Origin of the sequence: Paenibacillus lentimorbus NRRL B-30488 (assembly GCF_000411595.1) — a bacterium.
Classification (GTDB): Bacteria; Bacillota; Bacilli; order Bacillales; family Bacillaceae; genus Bacillus; species Bacillus velezensis.
This window is the reverse complement of sequence record NZ_ANAT01000011.1, coordinates 19,889-45,263: the sequence shown is the minus strand read 5'-3', so window position 1 is coordinate 45,263 and position 25,375 is coordinate 19,889. Positions and strand designations below refer to the sequence as shown.

The window sequence follows — 25,375 nt, the reverse complement described above, 5'->3', positions numbered from 1 at the left end:
GCTAAGGAGACGAACCTTAGCGTTTTTTTGATTGAAGCATCTGTTTTAAATATGCTTCTGAATCAAAGCCGAGTTCCTCGTCGGCTTCTTTTTTCAGTTCAAGCTGAAGTCGCACATACGTGTCATATTTCGGGCTGAGCTTTTGAAGTAGATTGCTGAAAGGCGATCCTTCCTTCAGCGCGGGCAGATCAGAAGCGGATTCTCCGACCTTGATCAGGCTTTCTCTGTATTCTTCATCTGTCTGCACTCTTTTCACAAGCTGAATGATGATGTTTTTATGAGTGTCCCAAGTGGCGGGGTCTCTCTCCAAAATCCGCTCGATAAATTGGTCATGCTGGACTTTGTGCTGCTGGAGCTGAGCCGGATCCTCCCTGCCGACCAGCTGCATCATCGGGTGTGCAGCCGGAACTTCTTCCATATCATCCAATACTTTAATAAGCTTTGCCCATATCGTTTTTTCTCATCTGTATCAATAGAAAAGTCGAGGAACGGTTCAAACAGCGCGGCGATAAATTCTCCGAAATCTCCCGGGAACAGTTTTTTCAGCTGAAGTCCCATATACTTCGGTTCATCTATTTTGACCTCGCCGATATCATGCAGAATTGAATCGACATTTTCCGCATCTTCCACGCGCTTAATCAGCATTTCAGTCAGTTTCCGTTCCTGCTCAAGCTCTTCAATCTGCCGGCTGAGCTTTTGATGCTGCTGGCGCAGTATATCATGCAGACTGCTGCCCTCTAAGAGGAACGCTTTAATATCGCTTACAGACAGTGCCAGCATTCGAAGGGCGGCAATCATTTTCAGCGTATTCACGTTCTGAGCGGAATACTCACGGTATCCGTTATCAGGGTTTTTGCTGACGGTGATTAAACCTTCCTGCTCATAATATTTGATGGCTTTTTTCGTGAGACCCGTCTGCCTGGCGGCTTCTTTTATATTCATTCTGAATCACTCCCTGCTTTTCATTCTAAACGTGTCTCTAAGGGTCAGGTCAAGAGAGGGCGGGGAATAAGACGGGTTTATTTTATATTTTAGAAATTTCAGAAAATATGATTGACAACGCACCTTTGTTGCGATTAATATAACGTTATATAATGTTATATAACATTATATAATAAAACACTGAGGAGTGAAGGATTTGAGTCAAACTGCCGCACAAGTGAATCACAAGGTTCAGGCTTTCTTGGATGATCTGAAAGGAAAAACGATTGACCACGTCTTTTTCGTCGCTTGCGGGGGTTCTTCAGCCATTATGTATCCGAGCAAGTACGTGTTTGACAGAGAGGCGAAAGCCATCAGCTCTGATCTCTACAGTTCAAATGAATTTATTCAGCGCAATCCCATTCAGCTCGGAGAGAATTCTCTCGTGATTTTATGTTCTCAGTCAGGCAATACGCCGGAAACGGTGAAAGCCGCCGGTTTCGCCAGAAAAAAGGCGCGCTTACGATTGCGATGACCTTTGAGCCTGATTCGCCGTTAGCGAAAGAAGCCGAATATGTCGCGGTGTATGACTGGGGTGAGAACGCACAGGCGATAAATACGAATTACGGGGTTCTGTATCAAATCGTGTTCGGCGCTTTACACGTGCTGGAAAACCATCCCGCGTTTGAGCAGGCGATCGACGGACTCAATAAGCTCCAGACCGTATATGACAAAGCGCTTAAACAAGAAGCGGATCACGCAAAGGCATTCGCGAAAGCCCACGAAAAAGAAGATATCATTTACACGATGGCAAGCGGTGCGAACTACGGCGTCGCTTACTCCTACAGCATCTGCATTCTCATGGAAATGCAATGGATTCATTCCCACGCCATTCATGCCGGAGAATATTTTCACGGACCGTTCGAAATCATTGATGAATCCGTTCCATTTATTATCCTGCTCGGCTTAGACGAAACAAGACCCCTTGAAGAGCGGGCGCTTTCCTTCTCAAAAAGATACGGCAAAAAACTGACTGTGCTTGATGCGGCAGCATATGATTTTTCCGAAATTGACGATTCTGTAAAAGGCTATCTGGCTCCTCTCGTATTAAACCGGGTGCTCAGAAGCTATGCGGATGCGCTGGCGGAAGCAAGGAACCATCCGTTAAGCCAGCGGCGTTACATGTGGAAAGTCGAATATTAAGAACGCGCATTATATTTCACCGGACTATAATGATATATAACGTTATAGTCCGGTGACAAAGGAGGAAAAGCATCTGAAAAAGCTCATCTGCCTGTTCGTTCTGTTAGCCGTATGTCTGTCAGCCGCCGCCTGTTCAAGCCAAAGCAGTTCCTCTGACGGAAAAGTGACCCTGAAGTTTTTTCACAGGTGGCCGAAGGAGCCGGAAAAAAGCTATTTTGAAGAAGCGGTCAAAGAATTTGAAGCCGCTCATCCGGATATTCATATCCAAACGGAAGCGGTCTTAAACGATTCTTATAAAGACAAGGTGAAAGTCATGCTCGGAACAACGAGCCCCCCTGATATTTTCTTTTCATGGAGCGACCGGTTTGCTTATAAATTCATCAAAGGAGATAAAGCCCTCGATCTGTCGTCTTACTATCAGCAGGATAAAGATTGGTCCTCACAGCTTGTGCAGTCACAAATCAAACCCTTTACGCATGACGGAAAACAGTACGGTGTTCCGTGGCAAATGGACGCTAAATCATTCTTTTATAATAAGGACATTTTTAATACATTACATTTGAAGCCCCCGGCGACATGGGATGAACTGATCACAGTCTGTGAGAAATTGAAAGAGAACGGATATATTCCGATCAGTTTCGGCACAAAAGCGCCTTGGACCATTTCTCATTATATCGGGACGCTGAACCAGCGTATGGTGGATGAGAAAACGCGGGCGAAGGATTACAGCCCGGAAACCGGGGAGTTTACGGACGAAGGCTATGTCAAAGCGCTTGAAAAGCTTCAGGAACTTCTGCCGTACTTTACAAAGCACGTGAACTCCGTTGATCACGAATACGTGCGCCAGCAGTTTACGAGCGGCAAAGCGGCGATGATTTATGCGGAAACGGCAGAAATTAAGCTCGTCGAACCGGTCAATCTGGGCTTGTTTCCTTTCCCGAAAATCAGCGGCGAAAAGGGATCTCCCCGTGCACTGACCGGATCTCCCGAAGGATTTATGATTTCCTCAAAAACGAAGCACCCGAAAGAAGCCATGGAATTTCTTCAGTTTTTAACTTCGAAAAAAATGGGAGAGAAGCTGATAAAAGACGTCGGTAAATACAGCGCGGTTCAGGGAACGGCGACAGAAAACAATTCCACCCCGATCCAGCGCGAAGCCGTGCAGGATATCGTCCGTGCCGAAACAATGGTGCCGTGGTTTGATATGGATGTTGATGTTGAAATCGCCGATGTGTATGCGGCAGGCGTTCAGCAGATGCTCGGCGGCACAATGACACCGCGCGAGGTGATGAATTCCGTGCAGAAAGCGGCGCGTCAGGTCAAAGCGTCATCTGAATAGAACAGATTTCTTTGGAGAAAGGAGATGAGGATTTCCTTGGTCAGCCGAAAACGTTTCATTCCGTATCTGTTTCTCGCGCCCGCGCTGATTTTTCTGCTGTTCGTTTACATTCCGATTATTGAGAATGTGTTTTTCAGTCTGTTTGAATGGAGCTCATTTCAACCCGAAAAGACGTTTATCGGTTTGGAAAATTATATTGACCTGTTTCACGATCCCGTGTTTTTTACAGCACTCCGCAACAATGTGCTGTATGCGGTCATATCGCTGATTTTCCAGGTTGGCGGCGGGTTAATTCTGGCGGCCGTGCTGGAAGACAGATTGGTAAGAAAATGGTCGCCGTTTTTCCGTACGGTATTTTTTCTTCCGGTCGTCATTTCCATGACCGTCATTGCGCTGTTGTTTGATTTTATTTATAACCCGGAAATCGGGCTTTTGAATCAGCTGCTGGAAGCCGTCGGACTTGATGAACTGACCCGGGCGTGGCTGGGCGATGAAAACACCGCTATGCTGTCTGTCATTTTTGTGTCTCAATGGCAGTCTGTCGGTTACATCGCCATGCTGTACATTGTCTCGATTCAGAGCATTCCCGCTGAATTATATGAATCGGCGCAGCTGGACGGAGCCGGAAAAATCCAGCAGTTTTTTCACATTACGGTGCCGCAGACGAAAGAAATGTCGTTTGTTGCCGTGGTGATGACGCTGACCGGCGCATTTACCGTATTTAATGAACCGTATATTCTGACCGGCGGAGGGCCGGGCAATGCTTCAGAAGTGCTGAGCACATTTTTGTATAAGAGCGCTTTTACAAAGGATATGATGGGCTACGCTTCTGCGATCGCGACGGTGGTGCTTTTGCTGACGCTTGCTCTGTCGCTTATTCAGATGAAATTCTTTAAGACCGGAAAGGAGGAGTAGCCGATGCTTCCTGAAAAGACGGACTTGCGTCATGCCCGTCAGGCCGTCAGAACAGGCGGAAAACCGAGAAAATGGTATGTCGGGGAAACGTCTGTGTGGCTGTTTCTCTTTATCTACCTCATTGCCGTTGCATATCCGCTGTTATGGATGGCGGTCAGCGCCTTTAAAAGCTCGGATGAGATTTTTGAGCACAGCTGGTCGCTGCCCTCTGTCTGGCATCCCGAAAACTTCGTATCCGCATGGAACCAAGGGATTTCCGCTTATTTTATGAACAGCGTCATTGTGACCGTGCTGACTTGTCTCATCACCGTATTTGTGAGTGCCTGGGCGGCATACGGGCTGGCCCGTTTTCAATTTAAAGGAAAAGGGTTTGTGCTGATCATTTGTCTTGGCGGCTTGATGCTGACGCCGCAGGTCAGTCTTGTGCCGCTGTACTCCATTATCCAGTCATTGGGACTGTACAATACGTATTGGGCATTGATTCTTCCGTACGCAGCCTACCGTATTCCGTTTACCGTGATTCTGATCCGTTCCTATTTTTTGTCGATTTCCAAAGAGCTTGAGGAAGCGGCCTATCTGGATGGATGTACAAGTTTCGGAATATTTTTCAGAATATTCTTACCTATGAGCGTGCCGATTCTGGTGACATCAGGCATTTTGACGGCTTACCATACATGGAATGAGTTTATGTTTGCGATTATTTTTATCGATGATGAAAATTTACGGACGATTCCGGCCGGGCTGATGCAGTTCAGAGATGCGCTGCAGACGGATTGGGGCGTGCTGCTGGCCGGGCTGACGATTTCTGCTGCTCCGATCATCGCGCTGTTTTTATTGATGCAGAGATATTTTATCCGCGGCATTGCAGCGGGAAGCGTGAAAGGATAAGGGGGATGAAAAGATGAAACTGATAGCGGCCGGAGATAATGTAGTAGATTATTATCAGGATCAGGAGACGTTTTACCCGGGCGGAAATGCGTTAAATGTAGCCGTGCTTGCCCGGCGCTTAGGCCACGAAACTTCTTATATCGGGATTCTCGGCAGTGATGAAGCGGCGGATCACGTATTGAATGTGCTCAAACTGGAAAAGGTGAATGCCGATCTGATCCGCCGGGCATACGGAGAAAATGGGATGGCGGTCGTCACGCTTGATGAAAAAGGGGACAGGATATTTGCCGGATCAAATAAAGGCGGCGTGCAATCGCGTCTGACGCTCGCTTTTCAGGAGAATGACATCTCATTTATCTCCGGACATGATCTGCTGCATACGAGCGTATACAGCAGGATAGAACGTGACCTTCCGATGCTGAGCGGCCATGTGCCGATTTCCTTTGACTTCTCTGTAAAACGTGACGAAGCCTATTTAGAAGCGGTCTGTCCGTACGTAACGTATGCATTTTTTTCCGGGAGTGATTTGAGTGAAAGTGAATGTGTGCGGCTTGCCGAAAAAGCCCGCGGTTTCGGAGCGAAAATCGTCTGTCTGACAAGGGGAGAACATGGCGCGGTGTTATCGGATGGGGAACGCGTCTATCATCAGCCGGTGGTAAGAGCTGATATAATAGATACATTGGGCGCGGGTGATTCTTTTATCGCCGGGTTTCTTACCGATTTCTTCGAGCATCAGGATATTCGGCGAGCGCTTACTGCGGCCGCCGGGACGGCTGCCAAAACATGCGGAGGGTTCGGAGCGTTCGGTTACGGGCATCCCTACAGGCCGGGCGGCGGGAAAAGCAGTGAAAAAACGAGAATACGATAAGCATTGTCTCGTTTTTTATACTTGTTACACATAGGGACTGTTAATGGTAAACGTGACGCGGTCGGTATGCATTACAAACAGCGAGCTGTATATCGGCTGGTCTTTTGACATAAAAGCGGTTTTGTCAATTTCAAAAAGCGCATCCCCGATATCACAAGCCAGATAGCGGCTTTCTTCCTGCTTGGCGTATACGACATTTAACAGCTTTGTATTATGAGTGGGCACCACCTGATAGTGCTGTTTCAAAATGTCATGCATCGACACGCCGCCTTTAATATGCTTGCCGATGTCGGGAAATAAACTGAGCGGATAGTGGGCGATTTCGAATGAGAGCGGCTGGTCGTCGTGAAATAAAATGCGTTTTAATTCAAGAACGGGACTTTCGGAAGCGACGCGAAGTTTTTGAGCGATGGATTTAGGCGCTTCAATGATTTCATGGGAAAGGATCTGGTGTTTCGGTTTTTTCCCGTTGATTCCATAAATTCAGAGTAGCCGTTGACCGCGATGAGCTCCCGCTTCAGTTTAGGGCTTTTAACGAACGTTCCCTTTCCCTGCTGCCGGACGAGCCAGCCTTCTTCCACAAGATCAAGGATGGCCTTCCTGACCGTTATGCGGCTGACGTTGTACGTTTCGCACAGCTCATTTTCAGTCGGCAGTTTTACGGACGGCGAATAAACGCCCTTCTTGATATCGTCCGCGATAATTTGTTTCAGCTGAATATATAAAGGTTTCGAGCTCCCGTTATTTAACAATGGGACGGACCTCCTTTGTCAAGTAGTAGTACTATTATATGTATTATGACGTTATAATACAAATTTGCTTTTCATTTATGAATCTGTCAGAAACCCCGAACATTTTTAACATAACAGAAAGATGTGGCGGTTTCCAGTATTGGAGGAGGTTTCGAATGGCATCATTAACATTTGACCATATCAAAAAAACATACGGCGCCCAATCGGCGGCAGTGAAGGATTTTCACTTAGATGTAAAGGATGAGGAGCTGCTGGTGCTTGTCGGTCCCTCCGGCTGCGGCAAATCTACGACACTCAGAATGATTGCCGGACTGGAGAGCATTTCTGAAGGGAAGCTTTATATCGATGGAGACGCGGTGAACGATCTGCCCCCGAAGGATCGTGATATCGCAATGGTTTTCAGAATTACGCGCTGTATCCCCACATGACGGTGTTTGATAATATGGCGTTCGGTTTGAAGCTCAGAAAGCTGCCGAAAAAAGAAATCACAAAGCGAGTCCGGACGGCCGCTGATATTTTGGAAATCGGGCATCTGCTCAAGCGGAAACCGAAGGCTCTTTCAGGCGGGCAGCGGCAGCGGGTTGCGCTCGGCCGGTCGATCGTGCGGGAGCCGAAAGTGTTTCTGATGGACGAGCCGCTTTCCAACTTAGACGCGAAATTGCGTGTGACGATGCGCGCCGAAATCAGCAAGCTCCATCAGCGTTTGAAAGCGACCATCGTTTATGTGACGCATGATCAGACGGAAGCGATGACAATGGGCGACCGGATTGTCGTGATGAATGAAGGAGATATTCAGCAGGCCGCAAGCCCCCATGAGATTTATCATTATCCGGCGAATATGTTTGTGGCGGGTTTTATCGGTTCTCCGAGTATGAATTTTATAAAAGGCGTCATAGAAGAAAGTCACGGGCAATGGTATTTTGCCGGTTCGTCCGTTCGTCTGCCCATTCTGAAAGAAAAAGCGGCTGTTCTTGTGCAGAAAGGATACAGCGGTAAGGAGATGACTGCGGGGCTGCGTCCGGAGCATTTGACGCTTGCCGGACAATCAGAGCACCCGCCTGAAGCGGTGTGCCGCGCTGTGGCGGAAGTATGTGAGAACTTAGGCGCGGAGATGTACGTTCATGCGGTGAGCGGAGATGACCGCATGACGATCCGTCTTGACGGCGCTTCAGAGGTGAAACCCGGCGATGCCATTCTGCTTGCGGTCAATATGAACCGGGCCGTCTTTTTTGATGCCGACACTGAAAACGCCGTATATTGAAAAAGGGAGCCTGATGATCGGGGCTCCCTTATCACTTCTTATGATACGATTACCAGATTTCGTCCGCCCATTCCGGGTGGTCGATAAACGGATTGCGGTTATGCTGATAGTCTTCGTAAATGATTTCGTTCCGCCGTTTTTCCTTACTGTCGACGGGGTCTTGTTTATTCCATTTGAGCAAAACGGACAGTTTTCCCATGTAAGGAGCTGAGCCGTTTCCGGTTTTATCATTCAGCTCAAGGTCGGGATACCCGTCGCCGCCTTCATAACGCACCGCCATGTAAAACAGCATGCGGGCGACGTCTCCTTTGACCTCATCGCGCGGCTCCCAGGAATCACCGTCATAATAATTGCCCGGCGCTTTCGGGTATTCTGAGCCTCCGTTATCAAAATCCATGTTTCCTCTGGCGCTGTTCACCTGGACGTCTGCAGGGCGCAGATGATGAATGTCCGTCCCGGGGCCGGCAGCTGTTCCGAAGTTTCCGTGTGACTTTGCCCACACGTGTTCACGGTTCCAGTCCCCGACGCTGCCGCCGTTTTTACTTTTGGCCCGTGATTCCTGGGTGTAGAGCAAGATGACATTGTTCGGATTTGCCGGATCTTCGTCAGTTTCCTTCAATGCATTCCATACTTGGCTGTAAGACAGCTTAGTATGTCCGCTGATGATGCGGTGCAGGGCGCTCTTTAAGGCTGTTCCGCTTTTTCCGGAAGCTTCTTTATAATATGTGTCCGTATCCGCAGACGGAGTGATGACAGCTGAGGCAGTTTGCGGAAAAAGAGTTGTGCCGCCGGAAGTTGAAACCGCGAGCCGGCTGTACAGATTTGTGTCAGCCGGCTCGCCCGCAGAGGCTGACGGCGCGGCCCATCCAAAAATGAAAAACAGGCAGACAATCGGCAGAAACCAAAGTTTTTTTGTCATGACTTGCCCTCCTTTACCTCTATTATCCAAAAAATAAATCTAATATTCTATCTTTTTTGAAAAATGGTTCCTTCGGCTTATGGGACAGAGGGGCGGTTTCTTGGTCAAAGTATCCGGAAAATCATTGATTTTTTAGAGGATATGATAATGAACTCATAATGCGCTCCTTCTATAATGAAGATCATCTTGTCAGTTTTTCAGTTTAAAAGGAGGGCGTGTATGGAACATCAGCAGCTTTCGGCGGCGAATATCGGGATTTCCGACGACATACAATGGCTGTCTCAATTCGGCGCTTCCGCTTCCGGCGGAGTGACGAGGCTTTTATATACGAAAGAATGGATGGACGCCCAGCTTGCCGTCAAAAAGAAAATGGAGGCGTTCGGGCTGGAAACGGCATTTGACGATGTCGGTAACGTATTCGGCCGTCTGAGCGGCACAGAATCGCCTGATGAGGTGATTCTGACCGGATCGCATATTGACACCGTTATTGACGGCGGCAAATATGACGGTGCGTTCGGCGTGCTGGCGGGCATGCTGGCGATCCGGCATTTGCATGAGACGTGCGGGCGTCCGAAAAAAACGCTGGAGGCTGTGTCGCTCTGTGAAGAGGAAGGGAGCCGTTTTCCCATCACCTATTGGGGCTCAGGCAATATCACCGGTGCTTTCTCGCTTTCAGATGCGGAAACGCCGAAAGACGCGTCCGGCATTTCTCTGAAAGAAGCCATGCGGCAGAACGGCTTCGGTGCAGGCCGTTATCCGGCGCCGCTGCGCACTGATATTAGTGCCTTTCTGGAAATTCATATAGAACAGGGGCAAACGCTTGAACGATCGGGAAAGGATATCGGGATTGTCACCGGGATTGCCGGACAGAGACGCTATACCGTTACGCTTGACGGTGAATGCAACCATGCGGGGACCACTTCAATGAAATGGCGGAAAGATCCGCTCGCGGCGGGAAGCAGCATCATCCACGAACTCATGCTCTCAGCGGAAAGACAGCCGGAAGAGCTCCGCCTGACGTGCGGGAAAATGACGGTTGAGCCGAATATGGCGAATGTCATTCCGGGCCGTATCCAGTTTTCCGTTGATATTCGCCACCAGCAGGAAGACGTGCTGGCAGCCTTCCATCAGAAACTGGTGTCGATTATTGAAAACATCAGCCTCAGCAAAGGAGTCAGACCTGTTATTGATGAATATATGAGGATAGAGCCGGTTCAAATGGATCAGACACTGACACGAACCGCAGCAGAGGCTGCAAAAGAGCAGGGGGCGGACCCGGAGAAGATCGTAAGCGGAGCGGGACATGACGCCCAGATGCTCGGCAGAACCTTTCCGGCCTGCATGCTGTTTGTGCCGAGCCGTGGCGGGATCAGCCACTCGCCGCTTGAATTCACACCCGCACATCAGCTTGAAACCGGCGTCCTTACGCTGGCGAATGTATTACATAAACTTGCCTATTAACGTAAAGGGGGAATCGGCGTGCCGACCAGAAAAGAATTGTGCATTCCGCAAAGAACGATTATGACACCGGGACCGACAGAAGCTGAACCGAGAGTGCTGAGGGCGATGGGCGCTCCGATCCTCGGCCAGTTTGACCCGGCATTTACCGGTATCATGAACGAAACGATGCAAATGCTCCGTGAATTGTTTCAAACGGAAAACCGCTGGGCCTATCCGATTGACGGCACATCAAGAGCGGGGATTGAGGCTGTTCTCGCAAGTGTGATAGAACCGGGCGACAGCGTGCTCGTTCCGATATACGGACGCTTCGGACACCTGCTGACTGAAATCGCCGAGCGGTACGGAGCGGACGTTCATACGATCGAGTGTGAATGGGGAACGGTCTTCCGGCCTGAAGAGATTATCGGCGAGATGAAAAAGATTTCCCCGAAAATCGTCGCTATGGTGCACGGAGAAACATCAACGGGGCGGATTCACCCGCTGAAAGAAATCGGGGAAGCGTGCCGCGCCCAAGACGCACTCTTTATCGTGGATGCCGTGGCCACGATCGGAGGCTGCGCCGTAAAAACGGATGAATGGAAGATTGACGCAGTTATCGGGGGAACGCAAAAAATGCCTATCGGTCCCTTCCGGAATGGCGCCGATTACTTATAATGACCGGACGGCAGCTGTCATTGCCGCGCGTAAAAAGGTAGAACGTGGCATTGCGACGGCAGCTGACGGTAAAATGCTGTCCGGTCATCGGCCGGTTACGAGCAACTATTTTGATCTGAGCCAGCTCGAAGATTATTGGAGTGAAAGAAGGCTGAATCACCATACAGAAGCGACAGCAATGCTTTATGCGCTGCGGGAGGGTGTGCGCCTTGTCTTGGAAGAAGGACTTGAAGAACGGTTCCGCAGGCATCAGCGTCATGAAAAAGCGCTTACGGCGGGACTTGCAGCGATGGGCCTTGATTTATTCGGCGATCCGGAGGCGAAGCTGCCTGTCGTCACATGTGTGAAGATTCCGCCGGAAGCAGACGGCGAATCGATCAGGAGTATGCTTTTGTCTCAATTCGGAATTGAAATCGCCAGCTCGTTCGGTCCGCTGCAGGGGAAAATTTGGCGAATCGGAACGATGGGCTACAGCTGCAGAAAGGAAAATGTGCTGTTTGTGCTGGCCGGACTTGAGGCGGTTCTGATCAGACACGGAGTTGCCGTTAAAGCCGGGGAAGCGCTGCAGGCGGCCCTTAACATATATGATTTGCCGGCTGAAACCGGTGTGCTGTCATGAGACATGAAAACGAGATTGAAATCATCTGGACTTTTTCCCTTTTCCCCGTTATACTGAATGGTATAAAAAATGACAAATATGGAATGATCATCTGTTTGTCTGGGGAGAAGGTAAGAAATCATGGCGTACATAGGCCGATTGTCAATTTTAATGCTGAATATGTTTATTGCGATGCTTGGAATCGGATTGATTATTCCGATTATGCCCGCATATATTACCGAATTCGGAGCGACGGGGAGCACGATGGGTCTGCTTGTTGCGGCGGCGGGGCTTACACAGCTTTTATTTGCGCCTATTGCCGGGGAAATAACCGACAAATACGGACGGCGGAAACTGATTATTTTCGGCATTGCCGCCTTTGCCGTGTCACAATTGATCTTCGCCTTTGCCGGAAGCCTGTGGCAATTGTTCGCATCCCGGCTTTTGGGCGGGATGGGCGCGGCGTTTTTAATGCCGTCAATGTTCGCTTACATTGCGGATATTACGACCGAAGAAGAACGCGGGAAAGGAATGGGGCTGTTCAGCGCGGCGATGACGCTCGGTGTCGTCATCGGGCCCGGTGTCGGAGGCTATTTGGTTCATTACGGCATGTCTGTGCCGTTCATCGTCTCCGCAAGTCTCGCCTGCTTTTCAACGGTGCTTTCATTTTTCTTTCTGCCCGAAACGCTTGGACGTGAAAAGCAGCTGGAAGCCCGGGCGAAAACGGAAAAACGTGAGCATCTGTTTAAGCAAATGTCACGCGCGCTCAAATCGCCGTTCGCGTTTATGCTGGTTCTGGTTTTTGTGCTGAACTTCGGAATTATGAACTTTGAATCCGTTTTCGGCCTTTACGTTGACCATAAACACGGATTTAAAGCCTCTGATATTGCCTTTATTATTACGGCTGCGGGTCTCATCGGCGTGTTTGTGCAGGCGGTCGGCGTCAGTTATCTCGTCCGCAGGTTCGGGGAAAAGCGCGTCATTAACGTGACGTTGATCGGGGCTGCTGCAGGACTTGTGTGGTGCCGGTTTGCGGGTTCATATTGGGCCGTTTTTGCCGCGGCAATCTTTTTTCTGACGCTGACATCGCTGCTCCGGCCGGCCGTTAATACGATGCTGTCGAAGCTCGCCGGTGACCAGCAGGGGTTTGCCGGCGGGATGAACACCTCATTCATCAGCTTAGCGAATATCGCCGGACCGTCAGCCGCCGGTTTTCTCTTTGATGTAAATATGGAATTTCCGTATATGCTGGGAGCGGCCATTCTCGCCATCAGTTTTCTGGCCGCGCTTGGCTGGGGCAAAAAGACACAGACCCGGCCGTTCACGCAGCAAGGATAAGAATCAAAAGCCTCCGGGTATCCGGAGGCTTTTTGCTGATTGTCGTTTATTCTTTGGCGGTCTGCATCTCTGAAATTGCAGGGATGCGCATAGAGGGAAAATCATATCGAACCAGTTGTTCCGTATGCTCAAGCATGGCGCGAATGGAAACCGGAACAGGTGTAGATAAAGTAAAACCAGCTTTATTGCTTGACGAGTCTGACGAATTTGATCTGCCGGAAGTTGATCAAAAAAGAAAGCAGTCAGGCAGGGACAATATTGAGCGGCGTAAATGCTGAGGAAGAAAAAGCAGTGTTTTGGAACTTGCTGTTTCGTATGCAGGGGGAGAGCATTCTGATAAAACGGGTCATTGAAATAATACGAACTGTTCAGTAGGGGGCGATTGGTGACAACAAGGAGAGGTTATCTTATAACCTCTCACGGAAGATGTTGTGATGGTTCTCCTGCACGAATTTTGCAGATTAAAACCCGCAATTAGGCCAACACACAATTATGCAAGAGACAATCATCTAAAAAGGGTGTCGGTAAGTACAATATGGTGTACGGAAAAGGAGTTGAAAATGTTGTATTATTACCCGTCATTCCATTTGTATCAGCGGCAAGAATTTAATTATTATCCATGGGCCCATCAATTGACTCATTCAGGGAGCTCTCCCTATGTTTCCGCGCGCCCTCCTTTTTATAATTCTCCATGTTACAGAGAGTGCATAAGAAGCGGAGCGGATAGTTATTTCTGCTGCTATATCTGCGGTTTCTGTTAAAAAGAAAGACTTATAGAAGTAAGTGATCTTTCCAAGATGACAGTGAGACCATTATCCAGACAGCCATTAGTCAACACACGAAGCTTTATTACGGTTCACGGAGGGGAAGCGCCCCTCCTTTTTTGGAGAGATTTTTTCCGCTGTGAACGGAGAATGTATCAGCGTAGCCAAAACTCCGCGTGAAAAAGGAAAAGAGCATTCCCTCTTTCCTTTAGGAGGAAGTCATTTCTGCGTATCAAAATTTAAACAATGAAAGTGCCTTCTCGGGAGGGCGACTGAAGTATGCAGTATTGTGCGCGGATAGTCACGGGGAACACAAGCAGTGAAATCTCATTGCAAGGAAAGTCTTTTTAAACCGGCTCTTCATTTTCTTTGCTTACCTTCTGAGGAATAAAGCGGCGGGCCGCAAATAAATAAAAGCGAATAGCGTAAGGCGGTGCTTATTCGGCAAGGAGAAATGAAAGAAAGATGAAGATGAGAGACGTTTTATCTGCTGACACGAAACAGCAGCTTAAAAAAGTGTTAAGTCCTTCTACAAAGGCAGATGAACAGGAATTGGGAAGAAATCATGGGAACGAGACGTGACACCTCAGACGTATAGGCGGCTGTATACGTAGGAAATGAGCCTTTTGTTCCACACACGAATTTTCAATATATGGAATATACAATTATTGTAAGGTGAATTCATTATATAGGAAAGAGGTAAATGTTCAATGTATCCAAATTATTATTACCCATATTTTGGGGAAAGTCGTGCTTTTGAAGGTTTAATTGGTCAATTTCACACTCTCCTTTTTAATCTAACTTTGCCAAATGGACGGTTGCTTACTGCTGGTACACGTGTGTTTATACACAGGTCTGAGTATACACCAGCAGGTCAAGAATTTGTTACTATAGTATTTCCTTTGTCTATTGGCGGAAACTGTATAGCTGGTTCAGCTGTAGTTTCGGCTAGTCAACTCACTCCTGGAGGAATCCAAACAGTTAGATAAAATACTAATTTAAGTATCATCTTTTGAGATGATACTTATTTATTTTGAGGAAGAGAGGTAAGTGAAGATCCTTGCGAAAGAAGCAGACGCACAAAAACTTGTTTACGGTATCGTTTATGAGCCGGACACCGTGGATGCTCACGAGGATTTCATGACAGCTGCAGAAATTGAGAAGGCCGCTCACGGCTTCCTGAAAGGATACTCGTCAGGGTTTTGATGGCAGCATTTTTTGAGGATTTAGCTGAATGATTCACCTTAAATAGGATGCGGGAGAACACCCCGCATCCCTGTCTCTAACGATTCCTTAACCGATCAGCCGCTGCATTCTCAGCGCGAGCCGCAGGCGCATCGTCGTCTCCGGATCTTTTAAGCTTTTGCCGAGCAGTTCCTCGCATTTTTCTAAACGATAGATCACCGTATTTCGATGGACGTACAGGCGCTTAGCCGTTTCTGAAATCTGGCAGTGGGTCTCCAGGTAAACAGACAGCGTATGAAGCAGGCTCTGATCTTCCTTTTGCCGGTCGGCCAGGCTTTGGAGGGTGGCTTCGTAAAACTTCTTCACATCTTCCGCCGGAAGCAGGCGGAGCAGCTCCGGCACGTCTTTGGCATGATAGATTTGAATAAACTCCGCGCTTCTGGACAAATGCCCGGATGAAATGGCGTCTGAAGCTTCAGTAAAAGCGTCAGGGACGTCGATCAGCTTTTGGCATATGTTTGAGATGCCGAAGGAGACAGTCCGTTTAAACTGCGTCCGGACCTGCTTTTGAAACTGCTCCAAAAAGCTGATGACAGACGCGTGCATTTCATTCCAGCTGTCTGTCGCTTCAATTAAAAGAATACCGACATTTCCTTTAATAAAGAGATGAGGGGGAAACGGAAAGGATGACAGCTCTCCTTCAAGCAGATCAAATACATGATCGGAAACGAGCTGATTTTCGGTAAAGCTGATCGTTTTCTCATTTCGGTCGAGTTTTCCGCAAATGCACATGTATTTCTGATCCCAGCGGAGCCGGAATTCTTTGGCACGGCTTTTGATTTCTTCATGGCCTGTAAACGAGCGGTCGATGAAATTGCTGAAAAATTCATTGCGCGCCCGTCTGCCGAATTGTTTGACGGCATTTTCTTTCAGCAGTTCAAAGGAAATGACGTTGGCCGCCTGTTCAATTGTCAAAATCATGCCTTTATCAGCGGTCTGCACCAGCTCCGGAATCACCAGATAACCGCAGTTTTTTTCAACATTCAGAATCGGCAGGACAGAATACGCCTTTCTGTCGGAGAGCATGGAAAAGCAGGTGAAATAAGGACCGGAAAGGGAATAACAGATGTTTTTCAATAAAGACGTGTCAATGGGTATGCTGTGGGACGATGATAAGAGTTTTGTATGCTGATCCAAAAGCAGCACGGGAAGCCGGAGAATGTCTGAGAGCTTCTTAAGCAGGGATTGCAGCCCTTTGCCGCTCATGATGTGGTTTGTGAATTTTTTATGGGTGTAAATGGCCTGCTGCAGCTCATTTGAACGCATATCAAGAATATGGCTCAGTGTGGCGTTGACGATATCTCCCAGCCTGATGTCTTCCGGCAGCTCAATAATCGGAAATTCATACCGGTCGGCAAGCTCCGCGGCATCTTTCGGAATGACATTAAGATAGCGCTTCGTTTTGATCCCCAGTCCCGCGCAGCCCCGTTTTGCCATGAGGCGGATCAAATCTTTCAACAGCTGCGGGCGATCCTTCAAGTGGTAAGCCGTCGTGACGAGCAATTCATTTTTATGTAAAAAATCAGCGATGTCCGGCGCATCCATCATGTTGACGTGCTGCACCTCCCTCCAGCCGCCGGATCTGCCTGCGATTAATGCCGCCCGCTCATAAGCGGGAATCTTCATCACATCATAAATGTTCATCAGTCAATCTCCTTTCAGGTTCTAAAGACAACCATTAGTTAATATGAATAAAAATCATCAAAAATTATAGCGGTTTTGCTGATGTATTACGATCATAGTAGCAGTAAACTGGCAATCATAGACGCATGTTGTGATAAAAACTGACAGAAAATCGTCATCCTTACAGGGAGGAAGATAAAATGGCCTATGACGTAATTGTAAAGGGTGCGAAAGCTGTGCGAAAAGGCGGGACAGAGCGGGCCGATATCGCCGTCAAGGACGGGAATATTGCCTTGATCGAGCCCGGCATTGAAGAAAACGCGGAACAAGTGGTGCAGGCAGCCGGCATGTATGTGTTTCCGGGCGCGGTCGATTGTCACGTGCATTTCAATGAACCCGGACGCGAAGAATGGGAAGGCATTGAAACCGGCTCAAACATGCTTGCTGCCGGGGGCTGTACGTCTTATTTTGACATGCCGCTTAACTGCATTCCTTCGACGGTAACTGCTGAAAACCTGCTGGCAAAGGCGGAAATCGCCGAACGGAAGTCAGCGGTTGATTTTGCGCTTTGGGGCGGTTTGATGCCCGGGTATACCGAACATATCCGGCCGATGGCAGAAGCGGGGGCAATCGGGTTTAAAGCGTTTCTGTCTAAATCGGGAACGGATGAATTTCAATCAGCCGATGAACGGACTCTTTTAAAGGGAATGAAGGAAATCGCGGCGTGCGGCAAGATTTTGGCCCTGCACGCAGAAAGCGACGCCCTCACCCGATTCCTTGAAGCCGAGTACGCGCTCCAAGGGAAAATTGATGCCCGCGCTTACGCTTCCTCCCGTCCGGAAGAAGCCGAATGCGAGGCTGTGCAGCGGGCGATTGAATATGCAAGAGCGACGGGATGCGCGCTTCATTTTGTACATATCAGCACGAAACGGGCCGTGCTCTCCATTCAGCAGGCGAAAAAAGACGGATTGGATGTCACCGTTGAAACGTGTCCGCACTACTTATTATTCAGCTTTGAAGACTTCCTCAAAAAAGGGGCGGCCGCCAAATGCGCTCCGCCGCTCCGCTCAGAGGCTGATAAAGAGGAATTGATCGGGGTCTTGGCTGAGGGCCTGATTGATATGGTGTCTTCGGATCATTCTCCCTGTCATCCGTCTTTGAAACGCGAGGATAATATGTTCCTGTCGTGGGGCGGGATCAGCGGAGGCCAATTTACGCTTCTCGGCATGATTCAATTAGCGATCGATCATGGGATTCCGTTTGAACATGTGGCCCGATGGACGGCCGAAGCACCTGCCAAGCGCTTCGGTTTAACGAATAAAGGCCGGCTTGAAGAAGGATTTGACGCTGATTTTGCCATTGTCCGGCCGGAACCTTTTACTGTCACAAAAGAAACGATGTTTTCCAAACATAAGCAAAGCCTGTATGAAGGCCGCACCTTTCCATACCGAATTGCTGCGACCTACAGCAAGGGACGCTGTGTGTATCAGGATGGCGGTGGGAAGCAGAGCGGGGCTTTCGGAACATTCCTGAAGCCTTCTGAAAAAAAAGAGCCGATTCTCTGATGAGAATCGGCTTTTTTTGTCGTTTGGAAAGCGGGTGTCGTGGTATCTTTTTATAAAAAGGAGTAAAACACATTGTATAATCAAATCTTGAACATATTAACGGCATCCTGGTCGCGCAAGACCAGTACAAAATGGACGGAAGATTGCCCGGCCAAAGGCCAGTGCGGCGTGACGGCTTTAGTCATCCAAGATGTTTACGGCGGTGACATTCTCAAAACAAAAACCGGCACAAGCTGGCATTTTTATAATCGAATAGACGGGGAGATATATGATTTCACGAGCAGTCAGTTTTCAGAGCCGATCGTCTATCAGCACATTCTTTCTTCCAGAGATGAGGCATTTTCGGACACCAATGAACATCAGTACCGGTTCCTGAAAAGTGCATTCAGAAAAAACATGGAAACGGAAAGAGAAAAACACCTGTGATAAACTAGAATGAGAGGTGAAGGATTGTGATTTATATCGGACTGACGGGGTGGGGGGATCATGACAGCATCTATCCGCCTAAAACAGCGGGCCCGCAAAAACTGCAGGCGTATTCCTCCCATTTTCCCATCGTTGAGCTGGACGCGAGCTTTTACGCGATACAGCCCGCCCGCAATAACGAAAGATGGGTCAAAGAGACGCCGGAATCTTTTCAATTTGTCATTAAGGCATATCAAGGAATGACGGGTCATCAGCGCGGCGATATTCCCTTTGAATCGAAGGAAGAAATGTTTGAGGCGTTTAAGCTGTCATTATCGCCTTATATAGAGCATGGAAAGCTTGCCATGGTGCTGTTCCAATTCCCGCCGTGGTTTGACTGCAAGAAAGAAAACGTCGCATATTTAAGATGGTGCAGGCAGCAGATGGGGGATATCCCGTGCGCGCTTGAATTCCGCAACCGGTCTTGGTTTTCCCCGCCATTTTACGAGCAGACCCTTTCCTTTATGAAGGAGGAAGGCTGGATTCACAGCATATGTGACGAGCCGCAAATCGGCGAGGGCAGCATTCCGACCGTCCTGAAAGCAACGGATGAAGAAAAACGCTTGTCCGTTTTCACGGACGGAACAAGCAGGGCTGGATTAAACCTGACGGCGGACAAAACTGGCGTGAGGTCAGATATTTATACCGCTATAACAAACAGGAGCTCAAAGATTGGAAAAACAATCTTCAGGAGCTGAAAAAGCAGTCGCGCAATGTGTATGTGCTCTTCAACAATAACTCAGGCGGAGACGCCGCCGATAACGGGCTTGAGATGCTTGAAATGTTAGATATCTCATATACCGGGCTTGCTCCGAAGCAGCTCGACCTATTCAGCTAGAAAAGAGGTTTCAAGACACATGTCTTATCTTATTTTGATCATATTGGGATTTATCGCGGGAACGGTCGGCAGCCTGATCGGGCTTGGGGGAGGAATTATCATCGTGCCGGCGATGCTCTATTTAAGCACGATGACTCCGTTTTTCCATGACGTAACACCGCAGACTGCCATCGGCACGTCCCTTTTGGTGATTATTTTTACGGGCCTGTCATCAACTCTGGCCTATATGAAATATAAAACCGTTGACTACAAAAGCGGACTGATCTTTTTTATCGGTTCCGGCCCGGGAAGCATCATCGGCGCGTATTTGTCTAAACTTTTTAATGCGCATACGTTTTCCGTCTGGTTCGGACTTTTTATGATTTTGATTTCTATTACATTAATGCTGAAGGCGAAAGCAAAACCGGTCAATAAAGCGCATAAAGGCATGATCCGGACTTATGAGGATGAATCGGGTGAGCTTTATACATATTCGTACCGTATTTTTACCGGTATCGCCATTGCCTTTTTCGTCGGTTTATTGGGCGGTCTTTTCGGCATCGGCGGCGGCTCTCTTATGGTTCCGGCCATGATGCTGTTATTTTTGTTCCCGCCGAAAGTGGCTGTGGCGACGTCAATGCTCATTATTTTCTTATCCTCCGTGACGGGTTCCGTGTCACATATCGCAGAGGGCCATGTCAATTGGCTGTATGCGCTGTGCCTCGTTCCGGGCGCGTGGTTCGGCGGCAAAATGGGCGCGTGGGTCAATAAGCGGGTGCAGACGAAAACGATCGTGCTTTTCATGCGGGTCGTCTTGATTTTGATCGGCTGTGAATTGATTTATCAAGGGATATTCAGCTAAAAGGTAGGAGAGATGGTATGTTAGAGAAGCTCCGTTTATATCATACGAATGATTTGCACAGCCATTTCGAAAATTGGCCGAAAATCGTACATTATATTGAGCAGAAGAGAAAAGAGCATGAAAAAACGGGGAGGAAACACTCGTATTCGACATCGGCGATCATATGGACCGATTCCAAATGATAACGGAAGCGACCTTCGGCAAAGCGAATGTCGACTTGTTAAACCGTCTTGAGATTGATGCGGCTGCCGTCGGGAATAATGAAGGGATTACGCTGCCTCACGATGAGCTGGCGGATTTATATACTCATGCCGCGTTTCCCGTCATTGTGTCCAACCTGTTTGACGCGGACGGACATCGGCCGGAATGGGCCAAGCCCTACGTGATCAAAACGCTGAAAAACGGGATGACCGCCGGCATACTCGGCGTCACGGTGCCGTATTATCCCGTCTATCAAAAACTCGGCTGGACGGTGACGGATGCGGAAAAAAGCATTCAAGAATCACTTGACGATATCAAGGACAAAGCGGACATCATCATTCTGCTTTCTCATTTAGGCCTGATCGATGACCGGGCCGCAGCGGAAAAATTTCCCGATATCGATGTCATTCTTGAATCACATACGCACCATCTTCTTGAGGACGGACAGGACATAAACGGCGTATTGCTTGCATGTGCGGAGAAATACGGGAACTATGTCGGCTGTGTCGAGCTCACGATAGAAAGTGAATCACGAACCATTGTCAGCAAACAGGCATCTGTACAGAAAATGGCTGATTGGCACGGAGAATCTGAAGATACGGCGGCTTTTCTGAAAGAGAAAGAACGGGAAGCGGAAAACCTGCTCTCCGTACAAGTCGCCAATCTGAATGAAGAAGCCGGCGTGAAGTGGTTTGAGGAATCGCCGCTGCCGCTTCTATTAGCCGAAGCGCTGAAAAGCTGGTGCGGCTGTGAAGTCAGCATGGTGAATTCAGGCGTCATTTTGGGGCCTTTACAGAAGGGGCCTGTCACAAAGCTTGACCTGCACCGCATCTGCCCTCATCCGATCAATCCGGTCGCCGTTCGTCTTTCAGGCAGGGAACTCCAGGAAACAATCAGCCAGGCCGCCTCGGAACAAATGGAGCAGCTGCGGATTAAAGGCCTCGGCTTCCGCGGGGAAGTGATGGGCAGGATGGTATATGCCGGAGCGGAGGCAGAGGCCGGCATTCTTGAAGACGGTGTGACGCATCTCCTCAATGTGAAAGTGAACGGAGAAGAGGTGGATCCGGAGCGGATATACTCGGTTGCCGTTCTCGACATGTTTACACTCGGAAAGCTGTTCCCTTACATCCGCGATTCAAAAGAAAACAATACTTTATGCCGGAGTTTTTAAGAGATCTGCTCGCCTGGGAGCTCGCGCGGCAGCCGTAATGTCAAATAGCTGCCCGCCGTTCCATCTCATTTGAGTGAAGGTAAGCTTGACTTTTTAAGAGTAAAAATAAAATACTATGTCCCCCCTTACAAGCATACATTGTGATATGTAAGGGGGGATTTTTCTTGCCTAGATACCGGAGCGCTCTTCGCAAGAGAGGGCCTTTGCCTTTTCGATATGTGCTTCTTCTGTCGTTTGCTTTTTTTATCATATCGACGGTCATCAGCCTCTGGATGATCAACTCCTCAATCAAACCGGTGCTGATGAACATAGGAGAAATGGAAACCAAACGGGTGGCGACAGAGGTCATTACGGAATCCATTGAAGAATACATGTCTCACAGCGACAATGTGAAAGATATGGTCGATATGAAAACGGATGAAAACGGAAAAGTCACAACGATGGATTTTAATACACAAATGGTCAACAGTATGAAGGCGAAAGTGACAAAGCAGCTTCAGGCTCATTTGAAGGAAGCGGAGTCTAACAATAAGCAGCATGAAACGGAAAAAGGCGCGAAAACGGCCGATGAAATTATGATTAACATCCCTTTAGGGCAGGTCACGGGAAACAGCATTCTCGGAAATCTGGGGCCGAAAATCCCCGTGCGCTTTAACCTGATCGGTGATGCGTTAACTGATGTAAAAACAAAAATAAAGCCGTACGGCATTAACAATGCCCTGATCGATATCAGTATTTTTGTGGAAATTAAAGTGAAGGTCATTATTCCGTTTGCCAGTAAGACATCAGTCGTCACAAATAATATTCCGGTCTCCATTAAAGCGATTCAAGGAGAGGTGCCGCAGTTTTATAACGGAAGCGGCGGATCAGGTGTGACGCCTTCTGTCCAGCTGCCGAGTGAAAAACAGAAGAAAGATAAATAAAAACACACAGCCGCAATCTTTCCTGGCGGCTGTGTGTTTACTTTTTCCTGCGGATTTCTTTTCGCTCCCATGCCCTTAAATGGGGATACGGGTCAAAAGACCATTCCGATCTGCCGTTATCTTTATACATCCCGTAGTGAAGATGCGGCGGGAATTTTCCCGCGGTGCCCGGCGGTCCGTATCCGGAACTGCCGACAGAGCCGATCACCTCTCCGGGTTTGACGATCTGGCCTTTATGCACACCTTTTGCAAAGCCGTTCAGGTGAGCGAAGTAGTGATACGTATTATTGATATCCCTGATGCCGATTCTCCAGCCGCCGAAACGGTTCCAGCCCTTCATTTCAACAATACCGTAGCAGGTCGATCTGACGGGAAGTCCGTAATGAGCGAACAGATCCGTTCCTTCGTGAATCCGGCGCCCGCCGAAACCCCGTGCGGCGCCCCATGTGCTGCGGTAGCTGTAATCCGTCTTCACGGGAAGCGGAAAAGCGTGCTCTCCGAGATCAAGGCGGCCGAACGTTTTAAACAGTGTCATGAATTCGGTGATAATGCCGACCGTCTGATCACGTCGGTAATAATTCCAGAGGCCGATGCGGATATGGTCAAGATTCGTTCCGAATCCCGCTAAATACTGTGCAAATGTATAAAGGATATCCTCATCATTGCTGACCTCGGCTTTTCCGTCGCCGTCGCCGTCCAGGCCGATCCCGTCAAATACTTTAATGCTGAGGGGCGCCTCGTCCTTAGGATTTGGATTTTCAGGCCCGCTCCACAAATGATCCGGAATATAAATGCTGATGATTCCCGCTTTTTCCGGCAGATCCTTTCGGTTCGAGCGGACATTTTCTTCATATTGATCAACCGCCGCAAGTACATACCAAGGAATCTGCGTGACTGCTTCGGCTTTGCGGTACAACTGCATCCGTTCGCCGTAAACAGGAGCCGATTGTTCTTTCCCGCTTGCAGCCGGACAGAAAAATGATAAAAGGAGAAGAGCAGATAACAGAACTTTCACAACATGATCTCCTTTCAGGATTAATACAAATAGTTTGCGGCAACAATCCGAGAAAATGTAAGTAATTCTCTTCCCTTGTCGAGAAATTTTTCCTATGTTAAAGTGACTATTGAATAGAAATCTGCAAGTTTTATATCCATCGTGAAATAGAAATTTTTCGCACACGAACATGAATAAAGGGATAATGGAGATGATGGGGAAATGGCAAAGAAAGACGAGCATCTGAGAAAGCCGGAATGGCTCAAAATAAAGCTGAACACGAATGAAAACTATACGGGTCTGAAAAAATTAATGCGTGAAAATAATCTGCATACCGTATGTGAAGAAGCAAAATGCCCGAACATCCATGAATGCTGGGCTGTCAGACGTACGGCGACGTTCATGATTCTCGGTTCCGTCTGTACGAGAGCATGCCGCTTCTGCGCTGTCAAAACGGGTCTGCCGACTGAGCTGGATCTGCAGGAACCGGAACGCGTAGCTGATTCGGTTGCGCTGATGAACTTAAAACACGCCGTCATCACGGCCGTGGCGCGTGATGATCAGAAAGACGGCGGAGCAGGCGTCTTTGCGGAAACGGTCCGGGCGATCCGCAGAAAAAGCCCGTTCACGACAATTGAAGTGCTGCCATCCGATATGGGCGGAAATTACGACAACCTGAAAACATTAATGGATACCCGTCCTGATATTCTGAACCACAACATTGAAACCGTGCGCCGCCTGACACCGAGAGTCCGCGCCCGTGCAACATATGACCGTTCTTTGGAATTCTTGCGCCGTGCGAAAGAAATGCAGCCTGACATCCCGACGAAATCAAGCATTATGATCGGTCTCGGCGAAACGAAGGAAGAAATTATTGAAGTGATGGACGACCTGCTTGCGAACAATGTCGACATCATGGCGATCGGCCAATACCTGCAGCCGTCGAAAAAACATTTAAAAGTCCAAAAATATTATCATCCGGACGAATTTGCCGAACTGAAAGAAATCGCGATGCAAAAAGGCTTCAGCCACTGTGAAGCAGGCCCGCTTGTCCGTTCTTCCTACCATGCGGATGAACAAGTGAACGAAGCGTCTAAAAAACGCCAGGCCCAAGCATAAGATAAGCCGAAAAAACCCAAAACGCCGCAGGTTTTGGGTTTTTTGTGATGGAGCCGTCTGTGCAGGGAAAAAGTCATTCTTGAATAAGGATCGTCAGAACCGCTACACTGGATATAAAAGGGGAAAATTTTTCCGTCCGTCAGAACCGTCTCATTTTGCAATTGATGGACAGAAGTCAATGAATTATGATAGTAAAGAGTGATAAAAGAGGTGAAGACATGATTCTTATTCAAAATGCCGAGTTTGAACTCGTACACGATTTTAAAAACGGCTTTAATGAAGAAGCGTTCAAAGCCCGCTATTCGGACATATTAAATAAATATGATTACATTGTGGGAGACTGGGGATACAGTCAGCTGCGGCTCAAAGGCTTCTTTGATGACCAGAATCAAAAAGCAACCTTTGAAACGAAAATCAGCACATTGGACGAATACATTTATGAATACTGCAATTTCGGCTGCGCGTATTTTGTTTTAAAACGAATCAGAAAATAATTGATGCAGAAGGGG

17 protein-coding genes and 8 pseudogenes are annotated in these 25,375 nt (G+C 48.4%); 20 read left to right on the top strand and 5 right to left on the bottom strand.

Annotated features, from left to right (window positions below; genetic code table 11):
• Positions 1–16: 16 nt before the first annotated feature.
• Positions 17–942: pseudogene (locus D368_RS06945) on the bottom strand (MerR family transcriptional regulator).
• A gap of 196 nt (positions 943–1,138) precedes the next feature.
• Here D368_RS06945 and D368_RS06940 point away from each other — a divergent pair.
• The 5 genes and pseudogenes from D368_RS06940 to D368_RS06920 all read left to right on the top strand — a co-directional run bounded on the left by D368_RS06940 (position 1,139) and on the right by D368_RS06920 (position 6,134).
• Positions 1,139–2,124: pseudogene (locus D368_RS06940) on the top strand (SIS domain-containing protein).
• A gap of 73 nt (positions 2,125–2,197) precedes the next feature.
• Positions 2,198–3,463 carry an ABC transporter substrate-binding protein gene (locus tag D368_RS06935; protein ID WP_071392604.1) on the top strand — a complete coding sequence of 422 codons (1,266 nt, stop codon included), beginning with the start codon at positions 2,198–2,200 and terminating at the stop codon, positions 3,461–3,463.
• A 24-nt stretch (positions 3,464–3,487) separates the two neighbouring features.
• Positions 3,488–4,378, top strand: coding sequence for a carbohydrate ABC transporter permease (locus tag D368_RS06930; protein WP_486129235.1), 891 nt, complete (start codon positions 3,488–3,490; stop codon positions 4,376–4,378).
• Between the two features lie 3 nt (positions 4,379–4,381).
• Entirely contained in the window at positions 4,382–5,266 is an 885-nt protein-coding gene (locus tag D368_RS06925; RefSeq protein WP_003151895.1) for a carbohydrate ABC transporter permease, read from the top strand.
• A gap of 13 nt (positions 5,267–5,279) precedes the next feature.
• Positions 5,280–6,134, top strand: coding sequence for a PfkB family carbohydrate kinase (locus tag D368_RS06920; protein WP_128574665.1), 855 nt, complete (start codon positions 5,280–5,282; stop codon positions 6,132–6,134).
• Between the two features lie 24 nt (positions 6,135–6,158).
• Here D368_RS06920 and frlR read toward each other — a convergent pair.
• Positions 6,159–6,886: pseudogene (frlR, locus tag D368_RS06915) on the bottom strand (transcriptional regulator FrlR).
• A 155-nt stretch (positions 6,887–7,041) separates the two neighbouring features.
• Between frlR and D368_RS06910 the strand changes: the two are divergent.
• Positions 7,042–8,147 (top strand): annotated as a pseudogene (locus D368_RS06910) (ABC transporter ATP-binding protein).
• 49 nt (positions 8,148–8,196) lie between these two features.
• Here the strand turns inward: D368_RS06910 and D368_RS06905 are convergent.
• Positions 8,197–9,066: an endonuclease I family protein gene (locus tag D368_RS06905; protein WP_071392248.1), complete on the bottom strand. Its 870-nt coding sequence runs from the start codon at positions 9,064–9,066 to the stop codon at positions 8,197–8,199.
• Between the two features lie 219 nt (positions 9,067–9,285).
• Between D368_RS06905 and allC the strand changes: the two genes are divergently transcribed.
• The 6 genes and pseudogenes from allC to D368_RS06875 all read left to right on the top strand — a co-directional run.
• A complete protein-coding gene (allC, locus tag D368_RS06900) occupies positions 9,286–10,527 on the top strand; it encodes an allantoate deiminase (RefSeq protein WP_101562399.1) in 1,242 nt (413 codons plus the stop codon).
• Positions 10,528–10,587: 60 nt separating this feature from the next.
• Positions 10,588–11,800, top strand: a pseudogene (locus D368_RS06895) (pyridoxal-phosphate-dependent aminotransferase family protein).
• Between the two features lie 120 nt (positions 11,801–11,920).
• The gene (locus tag D368_RS06890; protein ID WP_128574664.1) at positions 11,921–13,117 is read left to right on the top strand and encodes an MFS transporter; all 1,197 of its coding nucleotides are present in this window, start codon (positions 11,921–11,923) and stop codon (positions 13,115–13,117) included.
• A gap of 32 nt (positions 13,118–13,149) precedes the next feature.
• Positions 13,150–13,395, top strand: coding sequence for a hypothetical protein (locus D368_RS06885; RefSeq protein WP_039253979.1), 246 nt, complete (start codon positions 13,150–13,152; stop codon positions 13,393–13,395).
• Positions 13,396–14,591: 1,196 nt separating this feature from the next.
• The gene (locus tag D368_RS06880) at positions 14,592–14,870 is read left to right on the top strand and encodes a hypothetical protein (protein WP_077722787.1); all 279 of its coding nucleotides are present in this window, start codon (positions 14,592–14,594) and stop codon (positions 14,868–14,870) included.
• Positions 14,871–14,931: 61 nt separating this feature from the next.
• Positions 14,932–15,066, top strand: a pseudogene (locus D368_RS06875) (XkdF-like putative serine protease domain-containing protein); the annotation flags it as partial.
• Between the two features lie 108 nt (positions 15,067–15,174).
• Here the strand turns inward: D368_RS06875 and D368_RS06870 are convergent.
• Complete coding sequence (locus D368_RS06870) at positions 15,175–16,770, bottom strand: PucR family transcriptional regulator (RefSeq protein ID WP_039253981.1); 1,596 nt, start codon at positions 16,768–16,770, stop codon at positions 15,175–15,177.
• Between the two features lie 179 nt (positions 16,771–16,949).
• Here D368_RS06870 and D368_RS06865 point away from each other — a divergent pair, with 179 nt between their 5' ends.
• From D368_RS06865 to yunB, 6 genes and pseudogenes are all read left to right on the top strand, one after another.
• Positions 16,950–18,314, top strand: coding sequence for an allantoinase (locus D368_RS06865; RefSeq protein ID WP_128574663.1), 1,365 nt, complete (start codon positions 16,950–16,952; stop codon positions 18,312–18,314).
• Between the two features lie 72 nt (positions 18,315–18,386).
• Entirely contained in the window at positions 18,387–18,740 is a 354-nt protein-coding gene (locus D368_RS06860) for a YunG family protein (RefSeq protein ID WP_003151911.1), read from the top strand.
• Positions 18,741–18,766: 26 nt separating this feature from the next.
• Positions 18,767–19,617: pseudogene (locus D368_RS06855) on the top strand (DUF72 domain-containing protein).
• Between the two features lie 19 nt (positions 19,618–19,636).
• Positions 19,637–20,458 (top strand): sulfite exporter TauE/SafE family protein, encoded by an 822-nt coding sequence (locus tag D368_RS06850; RefSeq protein ID WP_003151913.1) that lies wholly within the window; start codon positions 19,637–19,639, stop codon positions 20,456–20,458.
• A gap of 17 nt (positions 20,459–20,475) precedes the next feature.
• A pseudogene (locus D368_RS06845) lies at positions 20,476–21,868 on the top strand (bifunctional metallophosphatase/5'-nucleotidase).
• A 126-nt stretch (positions 21,869–21,994) separates the two neighbouring features.
• Positions 21,995–22,753 (top strand): sporulation protein YunB, encoded by a 759-nt coding sequence (gene yunB / locus D368_RS06840; protein WP_014305752.1) that lies wholly within the window; start codon positions 21,995–21,997, stop codon positions 22,751–22,753.
• A gap of 37 nt (positions 22,754–22,790) precedes the next feature.
• On the opposite strand, the gene lytH is transcribed toward yunB, so the two are convergent.
• On the bottom strand, positions 22,791–23,768 hold the full coding sequence (gene lytH / locus D368_RS06835) for an L-Ala--D-Glu endopeptidase (protein WP_128574662.1): 978 nt from the start codon (positions 23,766–23,768) through the stop codon (positions 22,791–22,793).
• Between the two features lie 201 nt (positions 23,769–23,969).
• Between lytH and lipA the strand changes: the two genes are divergently transcribed.
• The gene (gene lipA / locus D368_RS06830; RefSeq protein ID WP_003151923.1) at positions 23,970–24,866 is read left to right on the top strand and encodes a lipoyl synthase; all 897 of its coding nucleotides are present in this window, start codon (positions 23,970–23,972) and stop codon (positions 24,864–24,866) included.
• A gap of 218 nt (positions 24,867–25,084) precedes the next feature.
• Complete coding sequence (locus D368_RS06820; RefSeq protein WP_003151928.1) at positions 25,085–25,360, top strand: YutD family protein; 276 nt, start codon at positions 25,085–25,087, stop codon at positions 25,358–25,360.
• Positions 25,361–25,375: the final 15 nt, after the last annotated feature.

Bases quoted from the DNA above. Each gene is read 5' to 3' on its own strand.
- D368_RS06930 (WP_486129235.1), top strand. From the start codon at position 3,488: ATGAGGATTTCCTTGGTCAGCCGAAAACGTTTCATTCCGTATCTGTTT.
- D368_RS06925 (WP_003151895.1), top strand. From the start codon at position 4,382: ATGCTTCCTGAAAAGACGGACTTGCGTCATGCCCGTCAGGCCGTCAGA.
- D368_RS06920 (WP_128574665.1), top strand. From the start codon at position 5,280: ATGAAACTGATAGCGGCCGGAGATAATGTAGTAGATTATTATCAGGAT.
- D368_RS06905 (WP_071392248.1), bottom strand. From the start codon at position 9,066: ATGACAAAAAAACTTTGGTTTCTGCCGATTGTCTGCCTGTTTTTCATT.
- allC (WP_101562399.1), top strand. From the start codon at position 9,286: ATGGAACATCAGCAGCTTTCGGCGGCGAATATCGGGATTTCCGACGAC.
- D368_RS06890 (WP_128574664.1), top strand. From the start codon at position 11,921: ATGGCGTACATAGGCCGATTGTCAATTTTAATGCTGAATATGTTTATT.
- D368_RS06880 (WP_077722787.1), top strand. From the start codon at position 14,592: ATGTATCCAAATTATTATTACCCATATTTTGGGGAAAGTCGTGCTTTT.
- D368_RS06870 (WP_039253981.1), bottom strand. From the start codon at position 16,770: ATGAACATTTATGATGTGATGAAGATTCCCGCTTATGAGCGGGCGGCA.
- D368_RS06865 (WP_128574663.1), top strand. From the start codon at position 16,950: ATGGCCTATGACGTAATTGTAAAGGGTGCGAAAGCTGTGCGAAAAGGC.
- D368_RS06850 (WP_003151913.1), top strand. From the start codon at position 19,637: ATGTCTTATCTTATTTTGATCATATTGGGATTTATCGCGGGAACGGTC.
- lipA (WP_003151923.1), top strand. From the start codon at position 23,970: ATGGCAAAGAAAGACGAGCATCTGAGAAAGCCGGAATGGCTCAAAATA.
- D368_RS06820 (WP_003151928.1), top strand. From the start codon at position 25,085: ATGATTCTTATTCAAAATGCCGAGTTTGAACTCGTACACGATTTTAAA.